This is a genomic window from Pseudomonas sp. Hp2 (assembly GCF_006386585.1).
Taxonomy (GTDB): domain Bacteria; phylum Pseudomonadota; class Gammaproteobacteria; order Xanthomonadales; family Xanthomonadaceae; genus Pseudomonas_S; species Pseudomonas_S boreopolis.
This window is the reverse complement of record NZ_VAHJ01000003.1, coordinates 637,877-658,258: the sequence shown is the minus strand read 5'-3', so window position 1 is coordinate 658,258 and position 20,382 is coordinate 637,877. Positions and strand designations below refer to the sequence as shown.

Sequence of the window (20,382 nt, the reverse complement as noted above, 5' to 3'; positions counted from 1 at the left end):
GGACGGCTTAGATCTTGCCGACCAGGTCCAGCGACGGAGCCAGGGTCTTCTCGCCTTCCTTCCACTTGGCCGGGCAGACCTCGCCCGGGTGGTTGGCGACGTAGATGGCGGCCTTGACCTTGCGCAGCAGTTCCTTGGCGTCGCGGCCGATGCCCTCGGCGGTGATTTCCACCGACTGGATCACGCCGGCCGGGTCGATGATGAAGGTGCCGCGGTCGGCCAGGCCCGCCGGGCGCAGCACGTCGAAGTTCTTCGAGATCTGGTGGGTCGGGTCGCCGATCATCGCGTACTTGATCTTGCCGATCGCCGGCGAGGTGTCGTGCCAGGCCTTGTGCGAGAAGTGGGTGTCGGTGGAGACCGAGTACACCTCGACGCCGAGCTTCTGGAACTCCTCGTAATGGTCGGCCAGGTCTTCCAGCTCGGTCGGGCACACGAAGGTGAAGTCGGCCGGGTAGAACACCACCACGGACCACTTGCCCTTCAGGTTGGCGTCGGAGACCTTGATGAACTCGCCATTCTGGTAGGCGTCGGCTTCGAACGGCAGGATTTCGGTGTTGATTACGGACATTGCGTTTCCTCTGTTGGCAAAGGGCGAGGGGGATGGAACAGGCGCCATGGTAGGCAGGGGCGATAGATGCCGCAAATCGATTGATGGCATTGGATAGATAGATTTTGCCTATCGTTAAGCGAGCCCGGCTCTTTGGTGCCATGCATCAACGGCTGCTCCGATAATGGCGATCCGACGTTTCGCAAGGGTGAAGCCCTGACCGCCATGCCTTTTCCTCCCGCCGACGCCTTGCTGCGCGCCGCCACCGCCCGGATCGAGCGGGCCGACGCCGAGCCGCTGCTGCTGCACGCGCTCGGCCGCGACCGCGCCTGGCTGTTCGCGCACGGGCGCGATCCGGTCGATCCGGCGGTCGCCGCCGCCTTCGAGGCGCTGGTGGCGCGGCGCGAGGCGGGCGAACCGGTCGCCTACCTGACCGGCCGCCGCGGGTTCTGGACCCTGGACCTGCAGGTGACGCCGGACACGCTGATCCCGCGCCCGGAGACCGAGACGCTGGTCGAGCTGGCGCTGGAACGGGTGGACCAGGCGCCGGGACGGCGCATCGCCGACCTCGGCACCGGCAGCGGCGCGATCGCGCTCGCCCTGGCCAGCGAGCGTCCGCGCGCGCGCGTGGTGGCCACCGATGTCAGCGGGGGCGCGCTGGCGGTGGCGCGCGCGAACGCCGCCGGGCACGCGCTGGACAACGTCGAGTTCCGCCACGGCAGTTGGCTGGCGCCGCTGGCCGGCGAGCGCTTCGACCTGATCGCCAGCAATCCTCCCTACATCGCCGAGGGCGACCCGCACCTGGACCTCGGCGACCTGCGGCACGAACCGGCCGCGGCGCTCGCCTCCGGCCGCGACGGATTGGATGCGATCCGCGAGATCGTCGCCGGCGCGCCCGACCGCCTGCTGCCGGGGGGCTGGCTGCTGTTCGAGCACGGCTGGGACCAGGGCGAGGCGGTGGCCGCGCTGTTGCGCGACCGCGGTTTCGCCGAGGTCGCCACCCACCGCGACCTGGAGGATCGCGACCGCGTCACGCTGGGCCGCTGGCCGCCATAGGGCTTGCCACTTTCTGCGGGAGCTCGGTTGTGGGAGGGACTGAAGTCCCTCCCACAGAACCTCTCCCGCAAGCCCTCCCGCAACCACGCCCGATACAATGCGGCTTTTCCCGCAGGACCGCCGCATGCGCACCCTCTATCCCGAGATCGAACCGTTCAACACCGGCACGCTGAAGGTCGACGATCGCCACACGCTGTATTTCGAGGAGTGCGGCAATCCCGGCGGCAAGCCGGTGGTGCTGCTGCACGGCGGCCCCGGCGGCGGGATCAGCGCCAAGATGCGCCGCTTCCACGACCCGGCCAAGTACCGCATCGTGCTGTTCGACCAGCGCGGTTCAGGCCGCTCGACGCCGCATGCCGACCTGGTCGACAACACCACCTGGGACCTGGTGGCCGACATCGAGAAGCTGCGCGAGAAGCTGGGCATCGCCAAGTGGCAGGTGTTCGGCGGCAGCTGGGGCTCGACCCTGGCGCTGGCGTACGCGCAGGCCCATCCGGGGCGCGTCACCGAACTGGTGCTGCGCGGCATCTTCATGCTGCGCCGCTGGGAGCTGGAATGGTTCTACCAGGAAGGCGCCAACCGCCTGTTCCCGGATGCCTGGGAGCACTACATCGGCGCGATCCCGCCGGTGGAGCGGCACGACCTGATCTCGGCGTTCCACCGCCGCCTGACCAGCGACGACGAGGCCACCCGGCTGGCCGCGGCCAAGGCGTGGAGCGTGTGGGAAGGGGCGACCAGCTTCCTGCACGTGGACGAGGATTTCGTCGCCGGGCACGAGGACCCCAGGTTCGCGCTCGCCTTCGCCCGCATCGAGAACCACTACTTCGTCAACGGCGGTTTCTTCGAGGTCGAGGACCAGTTGCTGCGCGACGCGCACCGCATCGCCGATATCCCGGGCGTGATCGTGCACGGCCGCTACGACGTGGTCTGCCCGGTGCAGAACGCCTGGGACCTGCACAAGGCCTGGCCTAAGGCCCAGCTCGAGATCACCCCGGCCTCGGGCCATTCCGCGTTCGAGGCCGAGAACCTGGACGCGCTGGTGCGCGCGACCGATCGCTTCGCCTGAGCCTGCCGGGCGAGGGCGGCGCACTGCCCTCGCAGGAGGGACTCCGGTCCCGGCGCGCCGTGCGCGTCGCCCATCGGGTCCTTCCCGCCGTGCCGCCGCCGCGAACGGAGCGGCGGCACGGCAGCGGGAAAACCCGGCCCGGGCCTACATCAGGCGCGCGGCCAGCGGCGGCAGCAGGCGCGCCAGCCGTTCCGCCCATTCGAGCTGGCCGGCGTGGTCCGCGATCAGGTCCTGGCGGATCTCCAGTTCGACGTGCAGCAGCCCGCGGGCCTCGGCATGGACCGGGATCGCGTAGTCGCTGGTATCGCTGATCGCATAGGGCTCGTTGTCGCCGACCACCAGCCCTTCTTCCTGCAGGGCGACGCGCAGCGCATGCGCGAGGCGGCCGTCGCGGTTGTACAGCACGCCGGCGTGCCAGGGACGTTCGAAGCCGTTCATGCGCGGGGTGAAGCTGTGCATCGCGATCAGCACCGTCGGGCGCCCGGCGACCGCGCGCGCATCCAGTTCGGCGGCGATGCGTGCGTGGTACGGCGCGAAGATCTCGTCGATGCGCGCCTGGCGCGCGGCCGGGTCGAGCCCGAGGTTGCCCGGCACCGTTGTGCCGTCGCTGGCCGCGACGATCGAGGTGGGCGAATCCAGCGGCCGGTTGCAGTCGATCACCAGGCGCGAATAGGTCTGGGTAATCGCGAAGGCGTCCAGCAGGCCGGCAAGCAGGCGGGTGGTGTCGTCGATGCCGATGTCCCAGCCGATGTGGCGGTCCAGTTCGGCCTGCGGCAGGCCCAGCTCGGCCAGGGCGCGCGGCACGCGCTGGCCGGCGTGGTCGGCCAGCAGCACGAACGGCGATGCGCCGTCGGCGCGGTAGACGGTGAACGGCGGCGGGTCTTCGCTGCCCAGCAGCCGTGCCTGCATTTCGGTGGAAGCGTCAGCCACGCGGGGTCCCGTCCAGTTCGTGTTCGATCATCCACAGCCCGGCCCAGAGCTTGGCGTCCATCTCGAAGCCCGCGCGCATCTTCTCGACCAGCCAGGCCGCGGCGCGATTGCGCGGCACTTCGTGCACCACGATGTCCTCGGTGGCGTCGCCGCCGCCTTCGCCGACCTTGCGCAGGCCGGTGGCGCGCACGAACGCGACCTTCTCGCTGCTGGCGCCGGAGGAGGTCGGGCCGACCATCAGCACTTCGGCGTGCTCGGCGGTCCAGCCGGTCTCCTCCTCGAGCTCGCGGATCGCCGAGACCTCGATCGATTCGCCGGCCTCGATGTCGCCGACCAGGCCCGCGGGCATCTCGATCGTGCGCGCCTGCAGCGGCACGCGGAACTGCTCGACGAACAGCACGTTGTCCTGCGGCGTCACCGCGACGATGATCGCGGCCAGGCCGCCGGCGTGCACGCGCTCTGAATATTCCCAGGTGCCGCGCACCACCATGCGCTGGTACTTGCCCTCGTAGACGACCTGGGGTTCGGCATCGTTGTGGTTCATGGCGTTGGCAGACTCGTGTCGGATACGGAAGCGGGGAGGCCGGCGGCGGCGAACAGGCGGCGGCGCGTGAGGGGTCCGAAGCGCAGCGCGTCGCAGAGCCCGGCCAGCATGCCGGCGTCGGCGGCCGCGCGCCGGAACGCGCCCGCGGTGCCGTCGACCGGGGCATCGAGCGCGATCGTGGCCAGGCGGCGCCACAGCAGGGCCTGTTCGCGCTGCTCGCGCAGCCGGGCGGCGGCCTGGGCGGCGCCGCGCAGGCGCAGGTACGGCACCTCGTCGATGCGTTCGAGCAGCGCGTCCAGGCTGCCGAAATGCGCCAGCAGCACCGCGGCGGTCTTGGCGCCGATGCCGCTCACGCCGGGGATGTTGTCGGTGGCGTCGCCGCACAGCGCCAGGTAGTCGGCGATCTGGTGCGCATGCACGCCGTGGCGGGCCTTGACGCCATCGGCGCGCCAGCGCTGCTGGCGGGCGTAGTCCCATTGCTCGTCGTGTTCGCCGAGCAGCTGCGAGAGATCCTTGTCGGCCGAGACGATCACGCCGTGGAAGCCGTGCGGGCGCGCGCCATGCAGCGCGCTGCCGATCAGGTCGTCGGCCTCGTACTCGTGGTGCGCCAGCACGGCTAGCCCGAGCGCGGCGCACAGCGCCTTGCAATGCGCGAACTGGCGGCGCAGTTCCTCGGGCGCCGGCTCGCGGTTGGCCTTGTAGAGCGGGTAGAGCGCATGCCGGAAACAACTGTCCAGGGCCTCGTCGAACGCGAGCACGATGTGCTCGGGGCGCTCGCGTTCCAGCAGCTCCAGCACGAACCGGGCGAAGCCGTGCACGGCGTTGGTGGGCCAGCCCTGCGCATCGCGGAACTCGTCCGGCATCGAATGCCAGGCGCGGAACACGTACAGGCTGGAATCGACCAGGTAGAGCGGCTTCATGCCGGGCGCCCCCTGCGGCGTGCCGTGCTAGGCACGCTCGCCGGTCCAGTCGGTCAGCAGCGCGGCGGCATCGGGGCGCTCGCGCTCCGGCGCGGGCGTGCGCGCGGTTCCGATATGGACGAAGCCGACGATCCGCTCGTTCGCGGCCAGCCCCAGCTTCGCCGCCACGGCGTCGTCGTAGGCCATCCAGGCGGTCAGCCATTGCGCGCCGAACCCATGGGCCTGCGCGGCCTGCAGCAGCGCGAAGCAGACGCAGCCGGCGGTCAGCAGCTGCTCCTGCTCGGGCACCTTGTGGTCGCGCTGCAGGCGCGCGACGACGGCCACGATCAACGGCGCGTACGAGAAGCGCTTGCGGTCCTTTTCCACGGCGGCCGCCGGGGCGTTCGGATCGCGCTGCCGGCTGCGCTCGGCCAGGAATTCGCCGAGGCGGTCGCGGGCGGCGCCCGCGATGCGCAGGAACCGGAACGGCACCAGCTTGCCGTGGTCCGGCACCCGCACGGCCGATTGCAGCATGCGCAGCAAGGTGGCGTCGTCGGGACCGGGTTCGCCCAGCTGCATGGAGGGCACGGAGCGGCGCTCGTCCAGCGCCTGCAGCGAATGAAGGGTATGCATGGCCGGATTATAGGGGGCTGTTCTTGACCGCCAGCCGTCGCCGCGCGGCCGGTTCCATCGCCGGCAAGCAAACTCGGTGCGCGGCGACGGGAAGCGCTCGAGGCCCGGGCGCCGCGGCTTTGCTTAATCGCCTCCGCGGCATGCCCGTAATCGGCAAGACGCGGGACATGGCCGCGGATTACGATGTAGCGTCGGGTTGCACGATTCGCCAGGGTAGGAAATGCGCATGCCATCACGTTCCTGTATAGGGCTCCGCGCCTACCATCGGCGCGCGGGTGCTTGGGGCGCGGCCGCATGTTTTCTTGATTCCAGAGTGCCGCCTGCGTGGCTGGGGAGCCTTTGCGCATGACGTCCAATCCCGGCATTCCCGGGCATCCGGCGCGCGACGCGCGCCTGCTCGAGCAGGTACGCGCCGCGTTCCTGCCCGCGCTGTCTCAGGCCTTCGCTTCGGCGTTGGCGCATTTCGACGACGTGCTGTTCGACCGCGCCGAGACGGCCGGCCCTTCGCAGATGCTGTACCTGGACGGCATGCGCGAACTGCGCCGCCGGCGCGAGGAGATCGCCGCGCGCCTGCGCGCGCAGCTCGACCTGGCCTGGCGCGCGCTGGAAGAAGGCCAGCCCCTGTCGGCCGAGGTCCTGCTGGCCGGGCAGGGCAACGGCAGCGGCACGCTTAGCCTGGTCCCGGAGCACGAACTGGAATCGAGGCTGGCGGTGCGCAACCTGGCCAGCGTGCTGCTGCGCGACTGCAAGCCGGTGCTGGCGCGCATCGATCGCCGCCTGGGCTGGATCGCGGGCGGGCTGGAGCTCGGCCCGGATACCGACCCGATCGGGCCGGAGCACATCGGCGTGGCCGTGCACGAGGCCTTCGCCACCAGCGACTTCGCGCCGGAGATCCGCCTCGTGCTGATCAAGCTGTGCGAGCGCGACCTGGCCGAGCCGCTCGCCAAGCTCTACCAGGGGCTGGACGAGCAGCTCGCCAAGGCCGGGGTGATGCCGGAGATCTCCCGGCCGCGCCGGCCGGCGCCGCGGCCGGTGCCGCGCGATGCCGACGAGGCGCCCGGCGCGGACGGCTTCGGCGCGTCCGCCGGTGCCGGGGACGACTACGGCGACTATGCCGCGCCGGCCTGGGCCAGCCGCTTCGTCAACCGCTGGGCGCAGGGACGCGGCCGCGCCCAGGCCGCCCAGCGCGGCCGCGAGTCGCTGGACGAGCTCGGGGAGGACTACAGCGGGGCCGCCGGGCAGGGCATGCTGCTCAACGCCTTGCACGAGCTGCTGCAGCAGGCGCGCGGCATGCGCGACAACGCCACTTCCGCCGCTTCGGTCGCCTCGGTGGCGGCGCAGCAGCAGCGTCCGCTCAGCCAGCGCGAGATGCTGTCGGTGCTGTCGCTGCTGCAGGCCACGCCCAGCGCCACCCTCAACGCGGCGATCGGCCAGCAGGGCGAGTCGCTGGCGCAGCGGCTCAAGAGCGAAGTGCTGTCCGGCGCGACCCGGCTCGGCGTCGATCCGGCCAACGCGCGCCTGGACCCGATGGACGAGGACGCGATCGACCTGGTCGGCATGTTGTTCGACGTGATGCTGGACGAGCGCGACCTGGAAGGCCGCTCGCGCGAGCTGATCGGCCGCCTGATCGTGCCGTTCGTCAAGGTCGCGATGCTCGACCGCAAGATGTTCGTGCAGAAGACCCATCCGGCGCGGCGCCTGCTCAACTCGCTGGCCGAGGCCTGCGAGGGCAACACCGGCGAGAGCCCGGCCGAACGCGTGCTGATGACCAAGGTCGAGGAGATCATCGAGCGGCTGGTGGCCGAGTTCAACGAGAACCTGGCGATCTTCCTGACCCTGGAAGAGGAGTTCCGGGAGTTCCTGGTCCAGCACCGGCGCCGGGTCGAGATCGCCGAGCGGCGCGCGGCCGAGACGCAGCGCGGCCAGGAAAAGCTGGACATGGCGCGTGCGCGCGCGCAGCTGGAACTGGAAAAACGCCTGGTCGGCAAGCTGCCGGCGGCGGTCGAGGAATTCCTGCGCCACCCGTGGCAGCACAACCTGACCATGGCGATCCTGCGCGACGGCGAGGACGGCACGGCGATGGCCGAGGCCCTGGCGGTCGGCGACGGCGTGCTGGAGGAACTGGCCGAGGCGCGCCGCCACGTCGTCGGCAAGCCCTGGCTGCAGGCCTGGCAGGGACCGCTGCAGAAGGTGTTCGGCAGCGTCGGCCTGCACGGGGATGCGGCGATGGGGGCAATCGGCGCGCTGCACGACACGCTGCAGGCGATCGCCGAGGCGCGCCCGGAACTGGAAAGGCCGCTGCCGGAACTGCCGTCGGTGGTGTTGCCGCAGCCAGCGCCGGAAACCGCCGCGGTCGATCTCGGCGTCGAGGCGAAGGGCGACGATTTCGACAATGCCGATGCCGACCGCTTCCGCGACATGGCGATCGGTACCTGGCTCGATTTCATCGACAAGGACGGCAAGGTGCAGGCGGGCAAGCTGTCCTGGGTGAGCCCGATCTCGGCGCGGTTGCTGTTCGTCAACCGCCGCGGCGTGCGCTTCTGCGTGGCCTCGCCGGAGGAACTGGCGGTAATGGTGCGGCTCGGCCGGTTGCGGCCGCACGCCAGCGACGGCGCGTTCGACAGCGCGATGCAGGGCGTGATCGACAAGCTGGATCCGCAGGCCAGCGCGGTGCATTAGCGCGGGATGCGGCGGCCTGCCGCCATCGTCCCGGTGGAAGCGCCGCTGGGGCCTCCCATCGCTCTGCTAGCATCGCTCCCCGACATGGGTCGACATCCGGGGAAGGCATGGCCGTTCAGGTGTTGGTGCTGAAGGAACTGGCCGAGGGCGAGCGCCGCGTGGCGGCGACGCCGGAGACGGTGAGGAAGCTGGTCGCGCTGGGCGCGAACGTCTGGGTCCAGGCCGATGCCGGCGCCGGCGCGGGCATTCCCGACGACCTCTATCGCCAGGTCGGCGCCGAGCCGGCTCCCGAGGACGCGATCGCCCAGGCCGACCTGGTGCTGTGCGTGCAGTCGCCCGACCCGGCGCAGCTGCAGCGGCTCAAGCCCGGCGCGAGCCTGGTCGGCATGTTGTACCCGGATGCCGATCCCGCGCGCGGCGAGGCGCTGCGCGCGCAGGGCGTCACCGCGTTCCCGCTGGAAAGGCTGCCGCGCACCACGCGCGCGCAGGCGATGGACGTGCTCAGCTCGCAGGCCGGCATGGCGGGCTACAAGGCCACGCTGATCGCCGCGCAGCTGGCGCCGCGCTTCTTCCCGATGCTGACCACCGCGGCGGGCACGATCCGGCCGAGCAGGGTGCTGGTGGTCGGCGCCGGCGTGGCCGGCTTGCAGGCGATCGCCACGGCCAGGCGGCTGGGGGCGCAGGTGGAAGGCTTCGACGTGCGCCCGGAGACGCGCGAGCAGATCGAGTCGCTCGGCGGCAAGTTCCTCGACCTGGGCGTGAGCGCGGCGGGCGAGGGCGGTTATGCGCGCCAGCTCACCGATTCGGAACGGGCCGAGCAGCAGCGCCGGCTGGCGGAGCACCTCAAGGGCGTGGACGTGGTGGTGTGCACCGCGGCGGTGCCGGGGAAGTCAGCGCCGAAGATCGTCAGCGCGGCGATGGTGGCGGGGATGCGGCCCGGCAGCGTGATCGTGGACCTGGCCGCGGAGACCGGCGGCAACTGCGAGGCGACCGAGCCGGGTCGTACGGTGGAGGTCGGCGGGGTGACGGTGGCGGGTCCGCTCGACCTGGCCAGCATGGGGGCGGTGCACGCGAGCGAGATGTTCGCGCGCAATGTCTGCAACTTCGTCGCGCTGTTCCTCAAGGATGGAGCGATCGGGTTCGATTGGGACGACGAGTTGTTGGCGAGGACGCGTTGGGTGGGGTGAGATTGCTGCGCTTTCGTTCACGCGACCTCTCCATCATCGCCCGCGCCTAGACGGAGCGAAGGGCGGCTGCTTGCTGGCCACTGGCTCGCGCAGCGCTGAGTGCTATCGAGCTATGTCCGATAGCCGGGGGTCGAAGACCCTGCGTCTTTGATGTTATCTGTCCAGCCCACGCAATCTCACTGCCGTGCGCAATCTCTCTACCGTCATCCCCGCGAAGGCGGGGATCCAGGGACTTTGCTTGTGGGTTTTACGTTGTAGTGACAGCAACGGCAACGGCAACGGCTTTCGCCTTGCGGCGAGTCACTTTTCTTTGCTTGTGCAAAGAAAAGTAACCAAAAGAAGCGCTTCACAGCAGCCGAATGGCTGATCAAGCACACCCGCCTTCGCGCCCGCAGCCGCGCTGCGGGTTCGCGGAGCCAGCGGGATTTTTCGACGCGACATCCTGTCGCGGCGAAAAACGACGTGCATCCATGCGCGTCGCCCTTCGGGTTTTTCCCGCCGTCTCCGCCGCTTCGGAGGGGCGCCGATAAGTCAAAGTCAAAAGCTCAAGAAAAATCACGAGCAACAGCAACAGCAACAGCAACAGCAACAGCAGCAGCAACAGCAGCAACAGCAATAATGCCGCTGCGATGTCGACATAAACCCCAGCGCCTCGATCCGAAGGATCCAATGCGCGGATATTGCTTCAAGCCGCTACGCAGGCGATCTCGCGCGCGGTTCACTCGTCGTTGCCGGCATGGGCCTTGACCCAGGCGTCGCGCTGTTCGGGCGTCATCGACTTCCAGCGGTCGCGCAGGGCGTCGCGCTGGTCCGGGGGCAGGTCGCGCATCTGCTGGAACAGCACTTTCGCCTGGCGCCGCTGTTGCGGCGACATGTTCTCGTAGCGGCGCATGCCTTCGGAGGCCTTGCGCCGCTGCTCGGGCGTCATGTTCTGCCAGCGCTCGGCGTGCCGGAGCATCTTGTGGCGCTGTTCCGGCAGGTCGTTCCAGCGCTGGCGCAGGGCGCCGACCAGGCTGTCGCGCTGCTGCGGGCTGAGGTGTTCCCAGTCCGGCAGCGGCGGTTCGGCCGGCGGAGGCGGGGGCGGCGGGGGCAGGCGCGGACCGGACTGGGCCAGCGCCGGCGCGGCCGCGGCGAGCAGGAGCACGCCCAGGAGACGGGATGGGAGGCGGGCGGGATGCTTCATGGTCGTCATTCCATCGCTAGGGCGTTTTCCGAACCCAGCCAGACGTACAGGTCGGGATTCTGGTCGAGCGTGTCGTCGTCGGTGCCGGTGGCCGCGGCCGTGGCCGGCACTTGCGGCAACGCGGACGGGCCAAGGTCCCCGCGGTGCAGTTGCAGGCCGAAGCCGATCGCCAGCACCGCCGAGCACGCGGTCGCCAGCAGCCAGGCAGGCAGCCGCCGCGGCCGCCCGCCCGCTTGGCGGGCCTCGCGCAGGCGGGCGAGGGTCGGCGGAGGCAGCGTCGCCAGCGCGCGCGCATGCAGTTCCCGCATGCGCGCATCGAAGGCGTCGTGGGAAGAAGAATGCTCGTTCATCAGCGGAACTCCTCGAGTTGCTTCTGCAGTGCCTCGCGGGCGCGCGAAAGATGCGTCTTCACCGAACCTTCCGAACAGCCCATCACGCGCGCGGTGGTCGCCACGTCCAGTTCCTCCAGCACGCGCAGGGTGAAGGCCTCGCGCTGGCGGGCGGGCAGCGCGCGCAGCGCGGCGACCAGGCGCGCATACGCCTCGCGCTGCTCGTGCTGCTGCGCCGGGCCAGCGCCGGCATCGGCCCAGTCGATGCGGCTGTCCTCGTCGCGCTCCTCGGCCGGCGCCCAGAACTTCAGCCGGAAGCTGCGCCGGCGCTGCAGGTCGATGATGCGGCTGCGCAGGATGCTCCAGAACAGCGGCGTCCATTCCTCGGCGGGGCGCTCGCGGTAGCCGAGCAGCCTGACCATCGCGTCCTGCACCGCGTCCAGCGCGTCCTCGCGGTGGCGCAGGCCGGCCTCGGCGAAACGGAACGCGCGCGGGCCGATGCCGGCCAGGAACGCGTCCAGCGACGCCGGCGCGACGGCCTGCGGTGCGTGCGATTGCGGATCGAGAGGGGTGCCCACCAGCACAGCGTAGCTTCCCGGATGGAATGACGGGATAAACGGATGGGCGCCGGCCGGGTTGACAAGCCCGCCACCGGCGTGTCCCGGGCTGGTTATGATGCCGGCCGGGCCGGCGCCGGCCGGCCCAGGCCACCGGAGGAACGCGATGAGCGACGGGTTCGTAGCGCTGTACATCTTCATGCTGGCGGCCATCGCCGGCCACGTGATCATCTCGCGGGTGCCGGTGATCCTGCACACCCCGCTGATGTCGGGGTCGAACTTCATCCACGGCATCGTGCTGATCGGCGCGATGGTGGTGCTCGGCCACGCCGACACCACGCTGGAGAAGACCCTCGGTTTCCTCGCGGTGGCGCTCGGCGCGGCCAACGCGGCCGGCGGCTACGTGGTGACCGAGCGCATGCTGGAGATGTTCAAGTCCAGCAAGAAGCCGGGCGGCAAGGGAGACCAGGCGTGAGCATGTCCACCGCCGAACTGCTTTCCTGGCTGGTCAAGGCCAGCTACCCGGCCGCCGCGACGCTGTTCCTGCTCGGCCTGCAGCGCATGGCCTCGCCGCTGACCGCGCGCAGCGGCATCCGCTGGGCCGGCCTGGGCATGCTGATCGCCACGGCCGCCACGTTCTTCCTGCCCGAGCTGCACAACGTGCCGCTGATCATCGCCGCGGTGGCGATCGGGACGTCGCTGGCCTGGGTGTCGGCCAACAAGGTCGCGATCACCGACATGCCGCAGATGGTCGCGCTCTACAACGGCATGGGCGGCGGCTCGGCCGCGGCGATCGGCGCGGTCGAGCTGCTGCGGTTCTCGTTCCTCGCCCACCGCGATACCAGCCACTGGAGCGCGCAGGCCATCGCCGATCTCGCGGCGCGCCAGCCGGCGGCCGCCACGGTGGCGCTGGCGGTGGTGGGCTCGGCGATCGGCGCGGTGTCGCTGTCCGGTTCGATCGTCGCCTGGGCCAAGCTCGATGGCCGGCTGGACCGGCGCGTGACCTTCCCCGGCCAGCAGGCGTTCAACCTGCTGGTGGCGCTGGCGGTGGTGGCGCTGGGGGCCTGGGCGGCCGTCGCCCTGCAACCGCTGGCGATCGTCGCGTTCTTCGTCGCCGCGCTCGCGCTGGGCGTGCTGATGACGCTGCCGATCGGCGGCGCCGACATGCCGGTGGTGATCTCGCTGTACAACGCCTTCACCGGCCTGGCGGTGTCGTTCGAGGGCTACGTGCTCGGCAACGAGGCGCTGATCATCGCCGGCATGATGGTCGGCGCGGCCGGCATCCTGCTGACCCGGCTGATGGCCAAGGCGATGAACCGGCCGATCCGCAACGTGCTGTTCTCCAATTTCGGCGGCGGCGGGCAGGGCGCGGAGATCGCCGGCAGCCAGAAGCCGATCGAGGCGGCGGACGTGGCGGCGATGATGGCCTTCGCCGAGCGCGTGGCGATCGTGCCCGGCTACGGCATGGCGGTGGCGCAGGCGCAGCACAAGATCTGGGAGCTGGCGCAGCGGCTGATCGAGCGCGGGGTGAAGGTGAAGTTCGCGATCCACCCGGTGGCCGGCCGCATGCCGGGGCACATGAACGTGCTGCTGGCCGAGGCGGGCGTGCCCTACGACCTGATCGCCGACATGGACGACATCAACCCGGAGTTCGCGGTCACCGACGTGGCGCTGGTGATCGGCGCCAACGACGTGGTCAACCCGGTCGCCAGGACCGATCCTTCCAGCCCGATCTACGGCATGCCGATCCTGGACGTGGTGAACGCCAGGAACGTCGTCGTGATCAAGCGCGGCAAGGGCACCGGCTTCGCCGGCATCGAGAACGCGCTGTTCTACGCCGACAACACCCGCATGCTCTACGGCGACGGCGCCGAGGCGGCCGGCGCACTGGTCGGCGAGCTGAAGGCGCTGGACGGCGGCGGACATTAGGTATGCTCTGTCCGTGCGCATGCACGGACAGCCGTCTCAACAGGGGGACAACATGGAAAATACGATTTGGCGCGCGCTCGCGTGCGCCGGGGCGTTGGCGCTCGTTTCGCCGATGGCGTTGGCACAGGAACAGGTTGCGGCCGAGGGCGCCGCCGCGACTGCGGAGGTCGCGGTACCGGTGCCCGGGGCCGCATCCGGGACGGCGGAGATGGGTCGGGCCGAGGCGCCGCCGCCGTCCGCTGCCGGGCCGGTAGAGCTGGAACCTGGAGCGGGCTTCGATTGCGTGGAAGTGATGCGGTTCGAGACCGATACTGGCTTCATCGCCGACAAGAAGGCTGCCCGCGCGGCGGGCATTCCACAGGACAAGCTCGATGAGATCCAGCGCAGGGTCGCTGGCAGCATTCCGGAGACGATCCCGGGATTGAAGGCCACGTTGGGTGGTGCGGGATCGTACTGTCCCGATCCGGGCCGGACGATCGTCCTGGACGGACGGATCGTCGACTTCAAGAAGGGCAACCAGGCGCTGCGCTACTTCGTCGGCTTCGGTGCCGGTGCGCAGAAGTTCTCGGTCGCGGCACGGGCGACCCGCAAGTCCGATGGCGCGCTGATCGGCGAGGGCGAGGTCACCGACCGCAAGGTCGGCGGTTGGCTGGGAGGCCAGGCCGACAAGGGGATCAGCGATTTCGCCGAGAAGGTCGCCGATTTTCTCGGCGACTCGTTGAAGCGGAAGCGCTGAATGCCGCGCCGGACCCGGTCAGCGCGAGACCCACGCCGCCACGAGCAGGGCGGCGACGTAGCAGAACCAGTCCAGGCCGCCGTTGGCGAGCGACAGCAGGGTCCAGGCCAGGCCTGGACCCATCTTCAGGGCCGAGGCCCACGGATCCAGGCCCATGGCGGCGCCGATCTGGGCCGAGGCGATGCCCCAGTTGGCCGCGGCGATCGCCGCGACGGTCGCCAGCAGGGCCACCGCGGTCCGCGCGCGGCCGGCCTGCAGCGTGCCGAGCCGCAGCATCCAGGCGATCTCCAGGGCGGCGAACGGGGCCATCCAGCCGGCCTGGCGGCCGGTCGCCAGCGCCACCAGCATCCAGGCGATCACGGCGGTGACGCCCCCCAGCAGCAGCAACGGGGGCCAGAGCCAGTGTGCGGTCCTGGCGGACGCGTTCTTGGGGGGCATCGACGGTTCCTGGAAGCGGCCCGGCAGGATAAGGCCTGGCGTCGCCGGCGCCCATCGTCCGGAGGTCATGGCATGGCCGCGCGACAGCGTTCCGGCGGCGCGATGGGCCGCGCTCGAATCAGGCCCTAAAATGTACGACTTGCTCATCCGGGGGCCGGACCCCATTTCCCCTACATGTATTCCCGCAGCAGCGAACCCGTCCAGTTCGAACGCGATTGCGAGGCCGTGATGGTCCCGCAGGGCGATTCGGTCGTCCTTCCCGCCGGCAGCTACGGCTACATCACCCAGGCGCTGGGTGGCAGCTATACGGTGTTCGTCGAGGGCAACCTGTTCCGTATCGCCGGCAAGGACGGCGACGCGATCGGCAAGGAGCCGCCGCCGGGGCTGGAACTGCCCGACGACGCCGGCGACGAAGAGGTCGAGGCGCTGGTCTGGCAGCAATTGCGGACCTGCTTCGATCCTGAAATCCCGTTCAACATCGTCGACCTGGGCCTGGTGTACGAGGTCCAGCTCAGCCACCGCGAGGACGGCGAGCGCAAGGTGGAGGTCAAGATGACCCTGACCGCGCCGGGCTGCGGCATGGGCGAGATCCTGGTCGACGACGTGCGCAGCAAGCTGGAGATGATCCCCACCGTGGCCGAGGCCGACGTCGAGCTGGTCTTCGACCCGCCGTGGGGCCGGCATATGATGTCCGAGGCCGCCCGGCTCGAAACCGGGATGCTCTGACGCCCGCCGCGCGGGCGTCCATCACTTCCGCCAGCAAACAGGAATTCCTCCGGTGTCCGTTTCCTTCCGTACGATCCCCTCCCCATCGCCGCGCACGGCCGACGAGCTGTCCACGATCCTGGCCGCGCCGGGCTTCGGCGTGCACTTCACCGACCACATGGTCGCCATCGCCTGGAACAAGGAAGAGGGCTGGCACGGGGCGGAGGTACGGCCGTACGGGCCGTTGCAGCTCGATCCGGCCGCTTCGGTGCTGCACTACGGCCAGGAGATCTTCGAGGGCATCAAGGCCTACCGCCACGCCGACGGCTCGATCTGGACCTTCCGCCCGGAGGCCAACGGCGCGCGCCTGCAGCGCTCGGCCAAGCGCCTGGCGCTGCCGGAGCTGCCGGTGGAACTGTTCACCGAATCGTTGAAGCAGCTGATCGCCGTCGATGCGCGCTGGGTGCCCTCGGCGCCGGAAACCAGCCTCTACTTCCGTCCGTTCATGATCGCCGACGAGGCGTTCCTGGGCGTGCGCGCGGCGCAGAAGGCGTCCTACTACGTGATCGCCAGCCCGGCCGGGGCGTACTTCCCCAAGGGCGTGGCGCCGGTGTCGATCTGGCTGTCCACCGAGTACGCGCGCGCCGCCAAGGGCGGTACCGGCGCGGCCAAGTGCGGCGGCAACTACGCCGCCTCGCTGCTGCCGCAGCAGCAGGCCTATGCCCAGGGCTGCTCGCAGGTGCTGTTCCTCGACCCGGTCGAGGGCAAGTACCTGGAGGAGCTGGGCGGCATGAACGTGTTCCTGGTCTACCGCGACGGCACGCTGGTCACCCCGGAGCTGTCCGGCAGCATCCTGGAGGGCATCACCCGCGACAGCATCCTGCAGCTGGCGCGCGACCGCGGCATGAAGGTGGTCGAGCGCAAGATCGCCATCGACGAGTGGAAGCAGGGCGTGGCCTCCGGCGAGATCGCCGAGGTGTTCGCCTGCGGTACCGCGGCGGTGGTCACCCCGATCGGCGAGCTGAAGGGCGAGGGTTTCTCGGTGGGCGACATCAACGCTCCGGCCGGCGAGGTCACGATGGCGCTGCGAAAGGAATTGACCGACATCCAGTACGGCCGCCTGCCCGACCGCCACGGCTGGCTGGTGCGGCTCGGCTGAAGCACGGCCCGGCAAGACGAAGAACCCCGCTCCGGCGGGGTTTTTTGTGATAGATAGCGGCAAATTTGCGGACGTTCGACTACCGTTGCGGGCTCGAGCCAGAAAATTGGCGCTGCCTGTCACGGAATAGAAAATAGTTATCAAGGAAACCGTTTGCACCCATTGTGCGGCTCCGTGCAGGCCGGCTAGCGTGCTGAATGGATCGACAACAGGGGCGATCCAGAACGCTCCGGTGCTCCGCCGCTGGCAGTCGCGGCGGCCCGCCGGGGGCCACGCCGCTTGCCGGCATTCCATTCTGGAAAAGGAAATTCGATGTCCACCAAGCACCACCACCCGCGTTCGCGCGCTTGGACCGTACTGGGAGCTTCCGCACTCACCTCCCTGCTGCTGACCTTCCCGGCGATGGCCGGCGAGGTCCACCTGGACGGCCTGGACTCTGCCCAGACCCACCAGCGCTTCATCGTGACCTACCGCGACGGCAGTGCCGAGCAGGCCAGCGCCACGGCGCTGACCTCGTCCCTGAAGAGCGCCGCGCGCGCGCTGCCGGCCAAGAACGGCCGCGCGCTGGGCCTGAGCAAGCTGCGCCGGCTGGCGATCGGCCCGGAGCTGGTCAAGGCCGACCGCCCGCTCGACCGTGCCGAGGCCGAGACGCTGATGCGCAAGCTCGCCGCCGATCCGAACGTGCTGAGCGTGGAGGTCGACCAGCTGATGCGGCCGACCCTGACCCCCAACGACCCGCGGCTGTCCGAGCAGTGGGCGTTCGGTACCGGCACCGCCGGCATCAACGTGCGCCCGGCCTGGGACCAGGCCACCGGCCAGGGCGTGGTCGTGGCGGTGATCGACACCGGCATCACCAGCCACCCGGACCTCAACGCCAACATCCTGCCGGGCTACGACTTCATCAGCGACACCTTCGTCTCGCGCGACGGCGACGGGCGCGACTCCGACCCGTCCGACCCGGGCGACTGGAACCCGGTGGCCAACGAGTGCTACAGCGGCTCGCCGGTGACCAATTCGAGCTGGCACGGCACCCACGTGGCCGGCACCATCGCCGCGGTCACCAACAACGGCACCGGCGTCGCGGGCACCGCCTACAACGCCAAGATCGTGCCGGTGCGCGTGCTCGGCCGCTGCGGCGGCTACACCTCGGACATCACCGACGCGATCGTGTGGGCCTCCGGCGGCACCGTCAGCGGCGTGCCGGCCAACCCCAACCCGGCCGAGGTCATCAACATGTCGCTGGGCGGCAGCGGCAGCTGCTCGAGCACCTACCAGAACGCGATCAACAGCGCCGTCTCGCGCGGCACCACGGTCGTGGTCGCGGCGGGCAACGACAGCATCAACGTGTCCGGCGCGGTGCCGGCGAACTGCTCCAACGTGATCGCGGTGGCGGCCACCACCTCCTCGCGCGCCAAGGCGAGCTACTCCAACTACGGCGCGGGCATCGACATCTCCGCGCCGGGCTCGAGCATCCTGTCCACGCTCAACTCGGGCACCACCTCGCCGGGCAGCGCCAGCTACGCGTCCTACAACGGCACGTCGATGGCGAGCCCGCACGTGGCCGGCGTGGTCGCGCTGATGCAGTCGGTCGCCCCGAGCCCGCTGACCCCGGCGCAGGTCGAGTCGACGATCAAGAGCACCGCGGCCAGCTTCAGCTGCTCGCAAGGCTGCGGCGCGGGCCTGCTCGACGCCAACGCGGCGGTGACGGCGGCCAAGTCGGGCGGCAGCGGTGGTGGCGGTGGTGGCGGTGGTGGCGGGACCGCGCTGACCAGCGGCACGCCGGTGACCGGGCTGTCGGCCAGCACCGGTTCGGACCTGAACTACACCATCGCGGTGCCGTCCGGCCGCAGCACGCTGACGGTGCGGATCAGCGGCGGCACCGGCGATGCCGACCTGTACGTGCGCCAGGGCAGCGCGCCGACCGACACGGCCTACACCTGCCGGCCGTACCTGAGCGGCAACAGCGAGACCTGCACGATCAACTCGCCGGTCAACGGGACGTACTACATCCGCGTGAAGGCCTACAGCACCTTCTCCGGCGTCACCCTGACCGCGACCTACTGACGACGTCGCAGGGCAGGGATGCCGGCATGTTGCCCCGCCAGGACGGCGGGGCAGCGTGTGCGCGGGCAAGGCGCCGCGAGCGAAGTCCCTCCCGCAGGATCGTCCAATCGCCCGGATCGCTCCGGATCAGGCCGCCTCGAAACGGTTGGCGGCGACGTTCTTGCGCACCTTGGCCGGGTCCCAGATGCGGCCGTTCATCGCGATGTACACGCCGGCCGGCAGGCTCTGCACCGCGCCGATCGCGCAGCCGATGTTGAACTCGGCGTCCGAACCGCGGAAGCGCGCCGGGCTGAGCGCGCCGGTCATCACGATGGTCTTGTCCGGGATCGACTTCAGCACCTCGCCGGTCTGCACCATGCTGTCGGTGCCGTGGGTGACCAGCACGTGGCGGGTCGGCTGCGCGGCGATGGTGGCGCGGATCAGCTCGCGGTCGGCCTCGGTGATGTGCAGCGAGTCCTTGCGCAGGATCGGGATCACGCTGAAGCGGAAGGTCACGCCCAGCTCGCGCAGGATCATGCCGATCTGCGGATCGCCGATCTGGTAGTCGGACTTGTCGTCGAAATAGATCTTGTCGATCGTGCCACCGGTGGTGACGATCAGGAGCTCGTCCATCTTTGTTTCCTGGCTATCTTGGCCGTCGCGCGCGGCGGCGGGGGGCGACATGATACCGGGCGCCCGTCGCCGCCGTCCCGCCTGTACGGGGCGCTCAGCCCCGCCGCTGCCCGCCGAACCGGGCGCGCAGTCCCTGCCAGCTGGCCGCGCCGATCGCGACGAGCGACAGCGCGACCTCGGCCAGCGCGAACGCCCGGGTTTCCGGGTGGCTCCAGGCCGACATCACGCCATGGCTGAACCAGGCCAGCGCCAGCACGCCGGCCCAGAAGCGCGCGCGCGCGCCGCGCCAGGCCAGCCATGCCAGCAGCAGCGGCGGCAGCGCGAACACCAGCAGCGCCGCCACGCGGTGGCGGTCGTCGTGGAACCAGGCCACGTACAGCGCTGCCAGCGCCAGCAGCGCGCCGCACAGCGCCAGGCGGGGCGCGCGCGCGGTCATGGCGTGGCGAGCCTGCGCGCGATGTCCGCCACGCGCCGGCCGAGCGCACGGGCCAGCTGCGCTTCGTCGTCGGTCGGCTGCGGGTCGTCCGCGGCACCGGCGACATGGCTGGCGCCGTAGGGCGTGCCGCCGCTGCGGGTGTGGCTCAGGGCCGGCTCGGTGAAGGGGATGCCGACGATCAGGCAGCCGTGGTGCAGCAGCGGCACCTGCATCGACAGCAGCGTGGACTCCTGGCCGCCGTGCATCGAGGCGGTGGAGGTGAACACCGCCGCGGGCTTGCCGGCGAGCGTGCCGTTGGCCCATTCGGCGCCCAGGCCGTCGAGGAAGTGCTTGACCGGCGCGGCCATGTTGCCGAAGCGGGTGGGGCTGCCGAGGATCACGCCGGCGCATTCGCCGAGGTCGGCGGGGGAGACGTACGGCGCGCCTTCTTCCGGTACCTGCGGCGCCAGCGGCTGGGTCAGCGCCGAGACCGGCGGCACCGTGCGCAGCCGCGCCTGCATGCCGGGCACTTCGCCGATGCCGCGCGCGATCTGCCGCGCCAGCCGCGCCACCGAGCCGCCACGGCTGTAGTACAGCACCAGGATGTCCGCCATCGTCCTTCCATTCGCTCCGGGAACGTCCAGTATCGGCGATGCGGGCTTCGCGGTGCATCGGGTACGCTTGCCCATCCGCTACGGAGCCCGGTGCACCCAG

At 70.4% G+C, this 20,382-nt stretch carries 23 protein-coding genes; 10 read left to right on the top strand and 13 right to left on the bottom strand.

Going from position 1 to position 20,382, the window contains the following annotated elements:
* Nucleotides 1-7: 7 nt before the first annotated feature.
* The gene (gene ahpC, locus FD678_RS12460; RefSeq protein ID WP_140723782.1) at nucleotides 8-568 is read right to left on the bottom strand and encodes an alkyl hydroperoxide reductase subunit C; all 561 of its coding nucleotides are present in this window, start codon (nucleotides 566-568) and stop codon (nucleotides 8-10) included.
* Nucleotides 569-772: 204 nt separating this feature from the next.
* Here ahpC and prmC point away from each other — a divergent pair, with 204 nt between their 5' ends.
* Together prmC and pip are read left to right on the top strand one after the other, a co-directional pair.
* Nucleotides 773-1,603 (top strand): peptide chain release factor N(5)-glutamine methyltransferase, encoded by an 831-nt coding sequence (prmC, locus tag FD678_RS12455; RefSeq protein ID WP_140723778.1) that lies wholly within the window; start codon nucleotides 773-775, stop codon nucleotides 1,601-1,603.
* Nucleotides 1,604-1,727: 124 nt separating this feature from the next.
* Nucleotides 1,728-2,669 (top strand): prolyl aminopeptidase, encoded by a 942-nt coding sequence (gene pip, locus FD678_RS12450; RefSeq protein ID WP_140723775.1) that lies wholly within the window; start codon nucleotides 1,728-1,730, stop codon nucleotides 2,667-2,669.
* 144 nt (nucleotides 2,670-2,813) lie between these two features.
* On the opposite strand, the gene FD678_RS12445 is transcribed toward pip, so the two are convergent.
* From FD678_RS12445 to FD678_RS12430, 4 genes are read right to left on the bottom strand one after another with little or no spacing between them, the layout of a single operon-like run.
* Nucleotides 2,814-3,599, bottom strand: coding sequence for an N-formylglutamate amidohydrolase (locus tag FD678_RS12445; protein ID WP_218569673.1), 786 nt, complete (start codon nucleotides 3,597-3,599; stop codon nucleotides 2,814-2,816).
* Nucleotides 3,592-4,143 carry an NUDIX hydrolase gene (locus tag FD678_RS12440; protein ID WP_140723772.1) on the bottom strand — a complete coding sequence of 184 codons (552 nt, stop codon included), beginning with the start codon at nucleotides 4,141-4,143 and terminating at the stop codon, nucleotides 3,592-3,594. The genes FD678_RS12445 and FD678_RS12440 overlap by 8 nt, the downstream gene beginning before the upstream one ends.
* A complete protein-coding gene (locus FD678_RS12435) occupies nucleotides 4,140-5,063 on the bottom strand; it encodes a 5'-3' exonuclease (RefSeq protein ID WP_140723769.1) in 924 nt (307 codons plus the stop codon). Before FD678_RS12435 ends, FD678_RS12440 begins: the two co-directional genes overlap by 4 nt.
* 27 nt (nucleotides 5,064-5,090) lie before the next feature.
* Nucleotides 5,091-5,675: a nitroreductase family protein gene (locus tag FD678_RS12430; protein ID WP_140723766.1), complete on the bottom strand. Its 585-nt coding sequence runs from the start codon at nucleotides 5,673-5,675 to the stop codon at nucleotides 5,091-5,093.
* A gap of 345 nt (nucleotides 5,676-6,020) precedes the next feature.
* Here FD678_RS12430 and FD678_RS12425 point away from each other — a divergent pair, with 345 nt between their 5' ends.
* Both FD678_RS12425 and FD678_RS12420 read left to right on the top strand, forming a co-directional pair.
* The gene (locus tag FD678_RS12425) at nucleotides 6,021-8,354 is read left to right on the top strand and encodes a DUF1631 domain-containing protein (protein ID WP_140723763.1); all 2,334 of its coding nucleotides are present in this window, start codon (nucleotides 6,021-6,023) and stop codon (nucleotides 8,352-8,354) included.
* A 107-nt stretch (nucleotides 8,355-8,461) separates the two neighbouring features.
* The gene (locus FD678_RS12420) at nucleotides 8,462-9,541 is read left to right on the top strand and encodes an NAD(P) transhydrogenase subunit alpha (protein WP_140723760.1); all 1,080 of its coding nucleotides are present in this window, start codon (nucleotides 8,462-8,464) and stop codon (nucleotides 9,539-9,541) included.
* 367 nt (nucleotides 9,542-9,908) lie between these two features.
* Here the strand turns inward: FD678_RS12420 and FD678_RS12415 are convergent, their stop codons facing one another.
* The 4 genes from FD678_RS12415 to FD678_RS12400 form a co-directional block, all read right to left on the bottom strand.
* On the bottom strand, nucleotides 9,909-10,151 hold the full coding sequence (locus FD678_RS12415; RefSeq protein ID WP_177497766.1) for a hypothetical protein: 243 nt from the start codon (nucleotides 10,149-10,151) through the stop codon (nucleotides 9,909-9,911).
* 108 nt (nucleotides 10,152-10,259) lie between these two features.
* Nucleotides 10,260-10,724 carry a DUF3106 domain-containing protein gene (locus tag FD678_RS12410; RefSeq protein ID WP_177497764.1) on the bottom strand — a complete coding sequence of 155 codons (465 nt, stop codon included), beginning with the start codon at nucleotides 10,722-10,724 and terminating at the stop codon, nucleotides 10,260-10,262.
* Between the two features lie 5 nt (nucleotides 10,725-10,729).
* The gene (locus FD678_RS12405) at nucleotides 10,730-11,074 is read right to left on the bottom strand and encodes a hypothetical protein (protein ID WP_140723751.1); all 345 of its coding nucleotides are present in this window, start codon (nucleotides 11,072-11,074) and stop codon (nucleotides 10,730-10,732) included.
* Entirely contained in the window at nucleotides 11,074-11,631 is a 558-nt protein-coding gene (locus FD678_RS12400; RefSeq protein WP_218569672.1) for an RNA polymerase sigma factor, read from the bottom strand. Before FD678_RS12400 ends, FD678_RS12405 begins: the two co-directional genes overlap by 1 nt.
* Nucleotides 11,632-11,776: 145 nt before the next feature.
* Between FD678_RS12400 and FD678_RS12395 the strand changes: the two genes are divergently transcribed.
* The 3 genes from FD678_RS12395 to FD678_RS12385 all read left to right on the top strand — a co-directional run bounded on the left by FD678_RS12395 (nucleotide 11,777) and on the right by FD678_RS12385 (nucleotide 14,275).
* Entirely contained in the window at nucleotides 11,777-12,085 is a 309-nt protein-coding gene (locus FD678_RS12395) for an NAD(P) transhydrogenase subunit alpha (protein WP_140723745.1), read from the top strand.
* Between the two features lie 2 nt (nucleotides 12,086-12,087).
* Nucleotides 12,088-13,539, top strand: coding sequence for an NAD(P)(+) transhydrogenase (Re/Si-specific) subunit beta (locus tag FD678_RS12390; RefSeq protein WP_218569705.1), 1,452 nt, complete (start codon nucleotides 12,088-12,090; stop codon nucleotides 13,537-13,539).
* Nucleotides 13,540-13,651: 112 nt separating this feature from the next.
* Nucleotides 13,652-14,275: a DUF4410 domain-containing protein gene (locus tag FD678_RS12385; protein ID WP_177497760.1), complete on the top strand. Its 624-nt coding sequence runs from the start codon at nucleotides 13,652-13,654 to the stop codon at nucleotides 14,273-14,275.
* 18 nt (nucleotides 14,276-14,293) lie between these two features.
* Here the strand turns inward: FD678_RS12385 and FD678_RS12380 are convergent, their stop codons facing one another.
* Nucleotides 14,294-14,713 (bottom strand): hypothetical protein, encoded by a 420-nt coding sequence (locus FD678_RS12380; protein ID WP_140723736.1) that lies wholly within the window; start codon nucleotides 14,711-14,713, stop codon nucleotides 14,294-14,296.
* Between the two features lie 174 nt (nucleotides 14,714-14,887).
* Here FD678_RS12380 and sufT point away from each other — a divergent pair, with 174 nt between their 5' ends.
* The 3 genes from sufT to FD678_RS12365 all read left to right on the top strand — a co-directional run bounded on the left by sufT (nucleotide 14,888) and on the right by FD678_RS12365 (nucleotide 18,641).
* The gene (gene sufT, locus FD678_RS12375) at nucleotides 14,888-15,439 is read left to right on the top strand and encodes a putative Fe-S cluster assembly protein SufT (protein ID WP_140723732.1); all 552 of its coding nucleotides are present in this window, start codon (nucleotides 14,888-14,890) and stop codon (nucleotides 15,437-15,439) included.
* A gap of 52 nt (nucleotides 15,440-15,491) precedes the next feature.
* A complete protein-coding gene (locus tag FD678_RS12370; RefSeq protein ID WP_140723728.1) occupies nucleotides 15,492-16,577 on the top strand; it encodes a branched-chain amino acid aminotransferase in 1,086 nt (361 codons plus the stop codon).
* Nucleotides 16,578-16,889: 312 nt separating this feature from the next.
* Nucleotides 16,890-18,641 (top strand): S8 family peptidase, encoded by a 1,752-nt coding sequence (locus FD678_RS12365; RefSeq protein ID WP_140723725.1) that lies wholly within the window; start codon nucleotides 16,890-16,892, stop codon nucleotides 18,639-18,641.
* Nucleotides 18,642-18,767: 126 nt separating this feature from the next.
* Here the strand turns inward: FD678_RS12365 and FD678_RS12360 are convergent, their stop codons facing one another.
* The 3 genes from FD678_RS12360 to wrbA all read right to left on the bottom strand — a co-directional run bounded on the left by FD678_RS12360 (nucleotide 18,768) and on the right by wrbA (nucleotide 20,282).
* Complete coding sequence (locus tag FD678_RS12360) at nucleotides 18,768-19,253, bottom strand: asparaginase domain-containing protein (protein ID WP_140723722.1); 486 nt, start codon at nucleotides 19,251-19,253, stop codon at nucleotides 18,768-18,770.
* Between the two features lie 94 nt (nucleotides 19,254-19,347).
* Nucleotides 19,348-19,689: a DUF2069 domain-containing protein gene (locus FD678_RS12355; protein WP_140723719.1), complete on the bottom strand. Its 342-nt coding sequence runs from the start codon at nucleotides 19,687-19,689 to the stop codon at nucleotides 19,348-19,350.
* Nucleotides 19,686-20,282: an NAD(P)H:quinone oxidoreductase gene (gene wrbA, locus FD678_RS12350; protein ID WP_140723716.1), complete on the bottom strand. Its 597-nt coding sequence runs from the start codon at nucleotides 20,280-20,282 to the stop codon at nucleotides 19,686-19,688. The genes FD678_RS12355 and wrbA overlap by 4 nt, the downstream gene beginning before the upstream one ends.
* Between the last annotated feature and the right edge of the window lie 100 nt (nucleotides 20,283-20,382).

Excerpts from the sequence above, each read along its gene's own strand:
- ahpC (WP_140723782.1), bottom strand. The coding sequence starts at position 568 with ATGTCCGTAATCAACACCGAAATCCTGCCGTTCGAAGCCGACGCCTAC.
- prmC (WP_140723778.1), top strand. The coding sequence starts at position 773 with ATGCCTTTTCCTCCCGCCGACGCCTTGCTGCGCGCCGCCACCGCCCGG.
- pip (WP_140723775.1), top strand. The coding sequence starts at position 1,728 with ATGCGCACCCTCTATCCCGAGATCGAACCGTTCAACACCGGCACGCTG.
- FD678_RS12440 (WP_140723772.1), bottom strand. The coding sequence starts at position 4,143 with ATGAACCACAACGATGCCGAACCCCAGGTCGTCTACGAGGGCAAGTAC.
- FD678_RS12435 (WP_140723769.1), bottom strand. The coding sequence starts at position 5,063 with ATGAAGCCGCTCTACCTGGTCGATTCCAGCCTGTACGTGTTCCGCGCC.
- FD678_RS12430 (WP_140723766.1), bottom strand. The coding sequence starts at position 5,675 with ATGCATACCCTTCATTCGCTGCAGGCGCTGGACGAGCGCCGCTCCGTG.
- FD678_RS12425 (WP_140723763.1), top strand. The coding sequence starts at position 6,021 with ATGACGTCCAATCCCGGCATTCCCGGGCATCCGGCGCGCGACGCGCGC.
- FD678_RS12420 (WP_140723760.1), top strand. The coding sequence starts at position 8,462 with ATGGCCGTTCAGGTGTTGGTGCTGAAGGAACTGGCCGAGGGCGAGCGC.
- FD678_RS12410 (WP_177497764.1), bottom strand. The coding sequence starts at position 10,724 with ATGAAGCATCCCGCCCGCCTCCCATCCCGTCTCCTGGGCGTGCTCCTG.
- FD678_RS12405 (WP_140723751.1), bottom strand. The coding sequence starts at position 11,074 with ATGAACGAGCATTCTTCTTCCCACGACGCCTTCGATGCGCGCATGCGG.
- FD678_RS12395 (WP_140723745.1), top strand. The coding sequence starts at position 11,777 with ATGAGCGACGGGTTCGTAGCGCTGTACATCTTCATGCTGGCGGCCATC.
- FD678_RS12390 (WP_218569705.1), top strand. The coding sequence starts at position 12,088 with ATGTCCACCGCCGAACTGCTTTCCTGGCTGGTCAAGGCCAGCTACCCG.
- FD678_RS12385 (WP_177497760.1), top strand. The coding sequence starts at position 13,652 with ATGGCGTTGGCACAGGAACAGGTTGCGGCCGAGGGCGCCGCCGCGACT.
- FD678_RS12380 (WP_140723736.1), bottom strand. The coding sequence starts at position 14,713 with ATGCCCCCCAAGAACGCGTCCGCCAGGACCGCACACTGGCTCTGGCCC.
- sufT (WP_140723732.1), top strand. The coding sequence starts at position 14,888 with ATGTATTCCCGCAGCAGCGAACCCGTCCAGTTCGAACGCGATTGCGAG.
- FD678_RS12365 (WP_140723725.1), top strand. The coding sequence starts at position 16,890 with ATGTCCACCAAGCACCACCACCCGCGTTCGCGCGCTTGGACCGTACTG.
- FD678_RS12360 (WP_140723722.1), bottom strand. The coding sequence starts at position 19,253 with ATGGACGAGCTCCTGATCGTCACCACCGGTGGCACGATCGACAAGATC.
- FD678_RS12355 (WP_140723719.1), bottom strand. The coding sequence starts at position 19,689 with ATGACCGCGCGCGCGCCCCGCCTGGCGCTGTGCGGCGCGCTGCTGGCG.
- wrbA (WP_140723716.1), bottom strand. The coding sequence starts at position 20,282 with ATGGCGGACATCCTGGTGCTGTACTACAGCCGTGGCGGCTCGGTGGCG.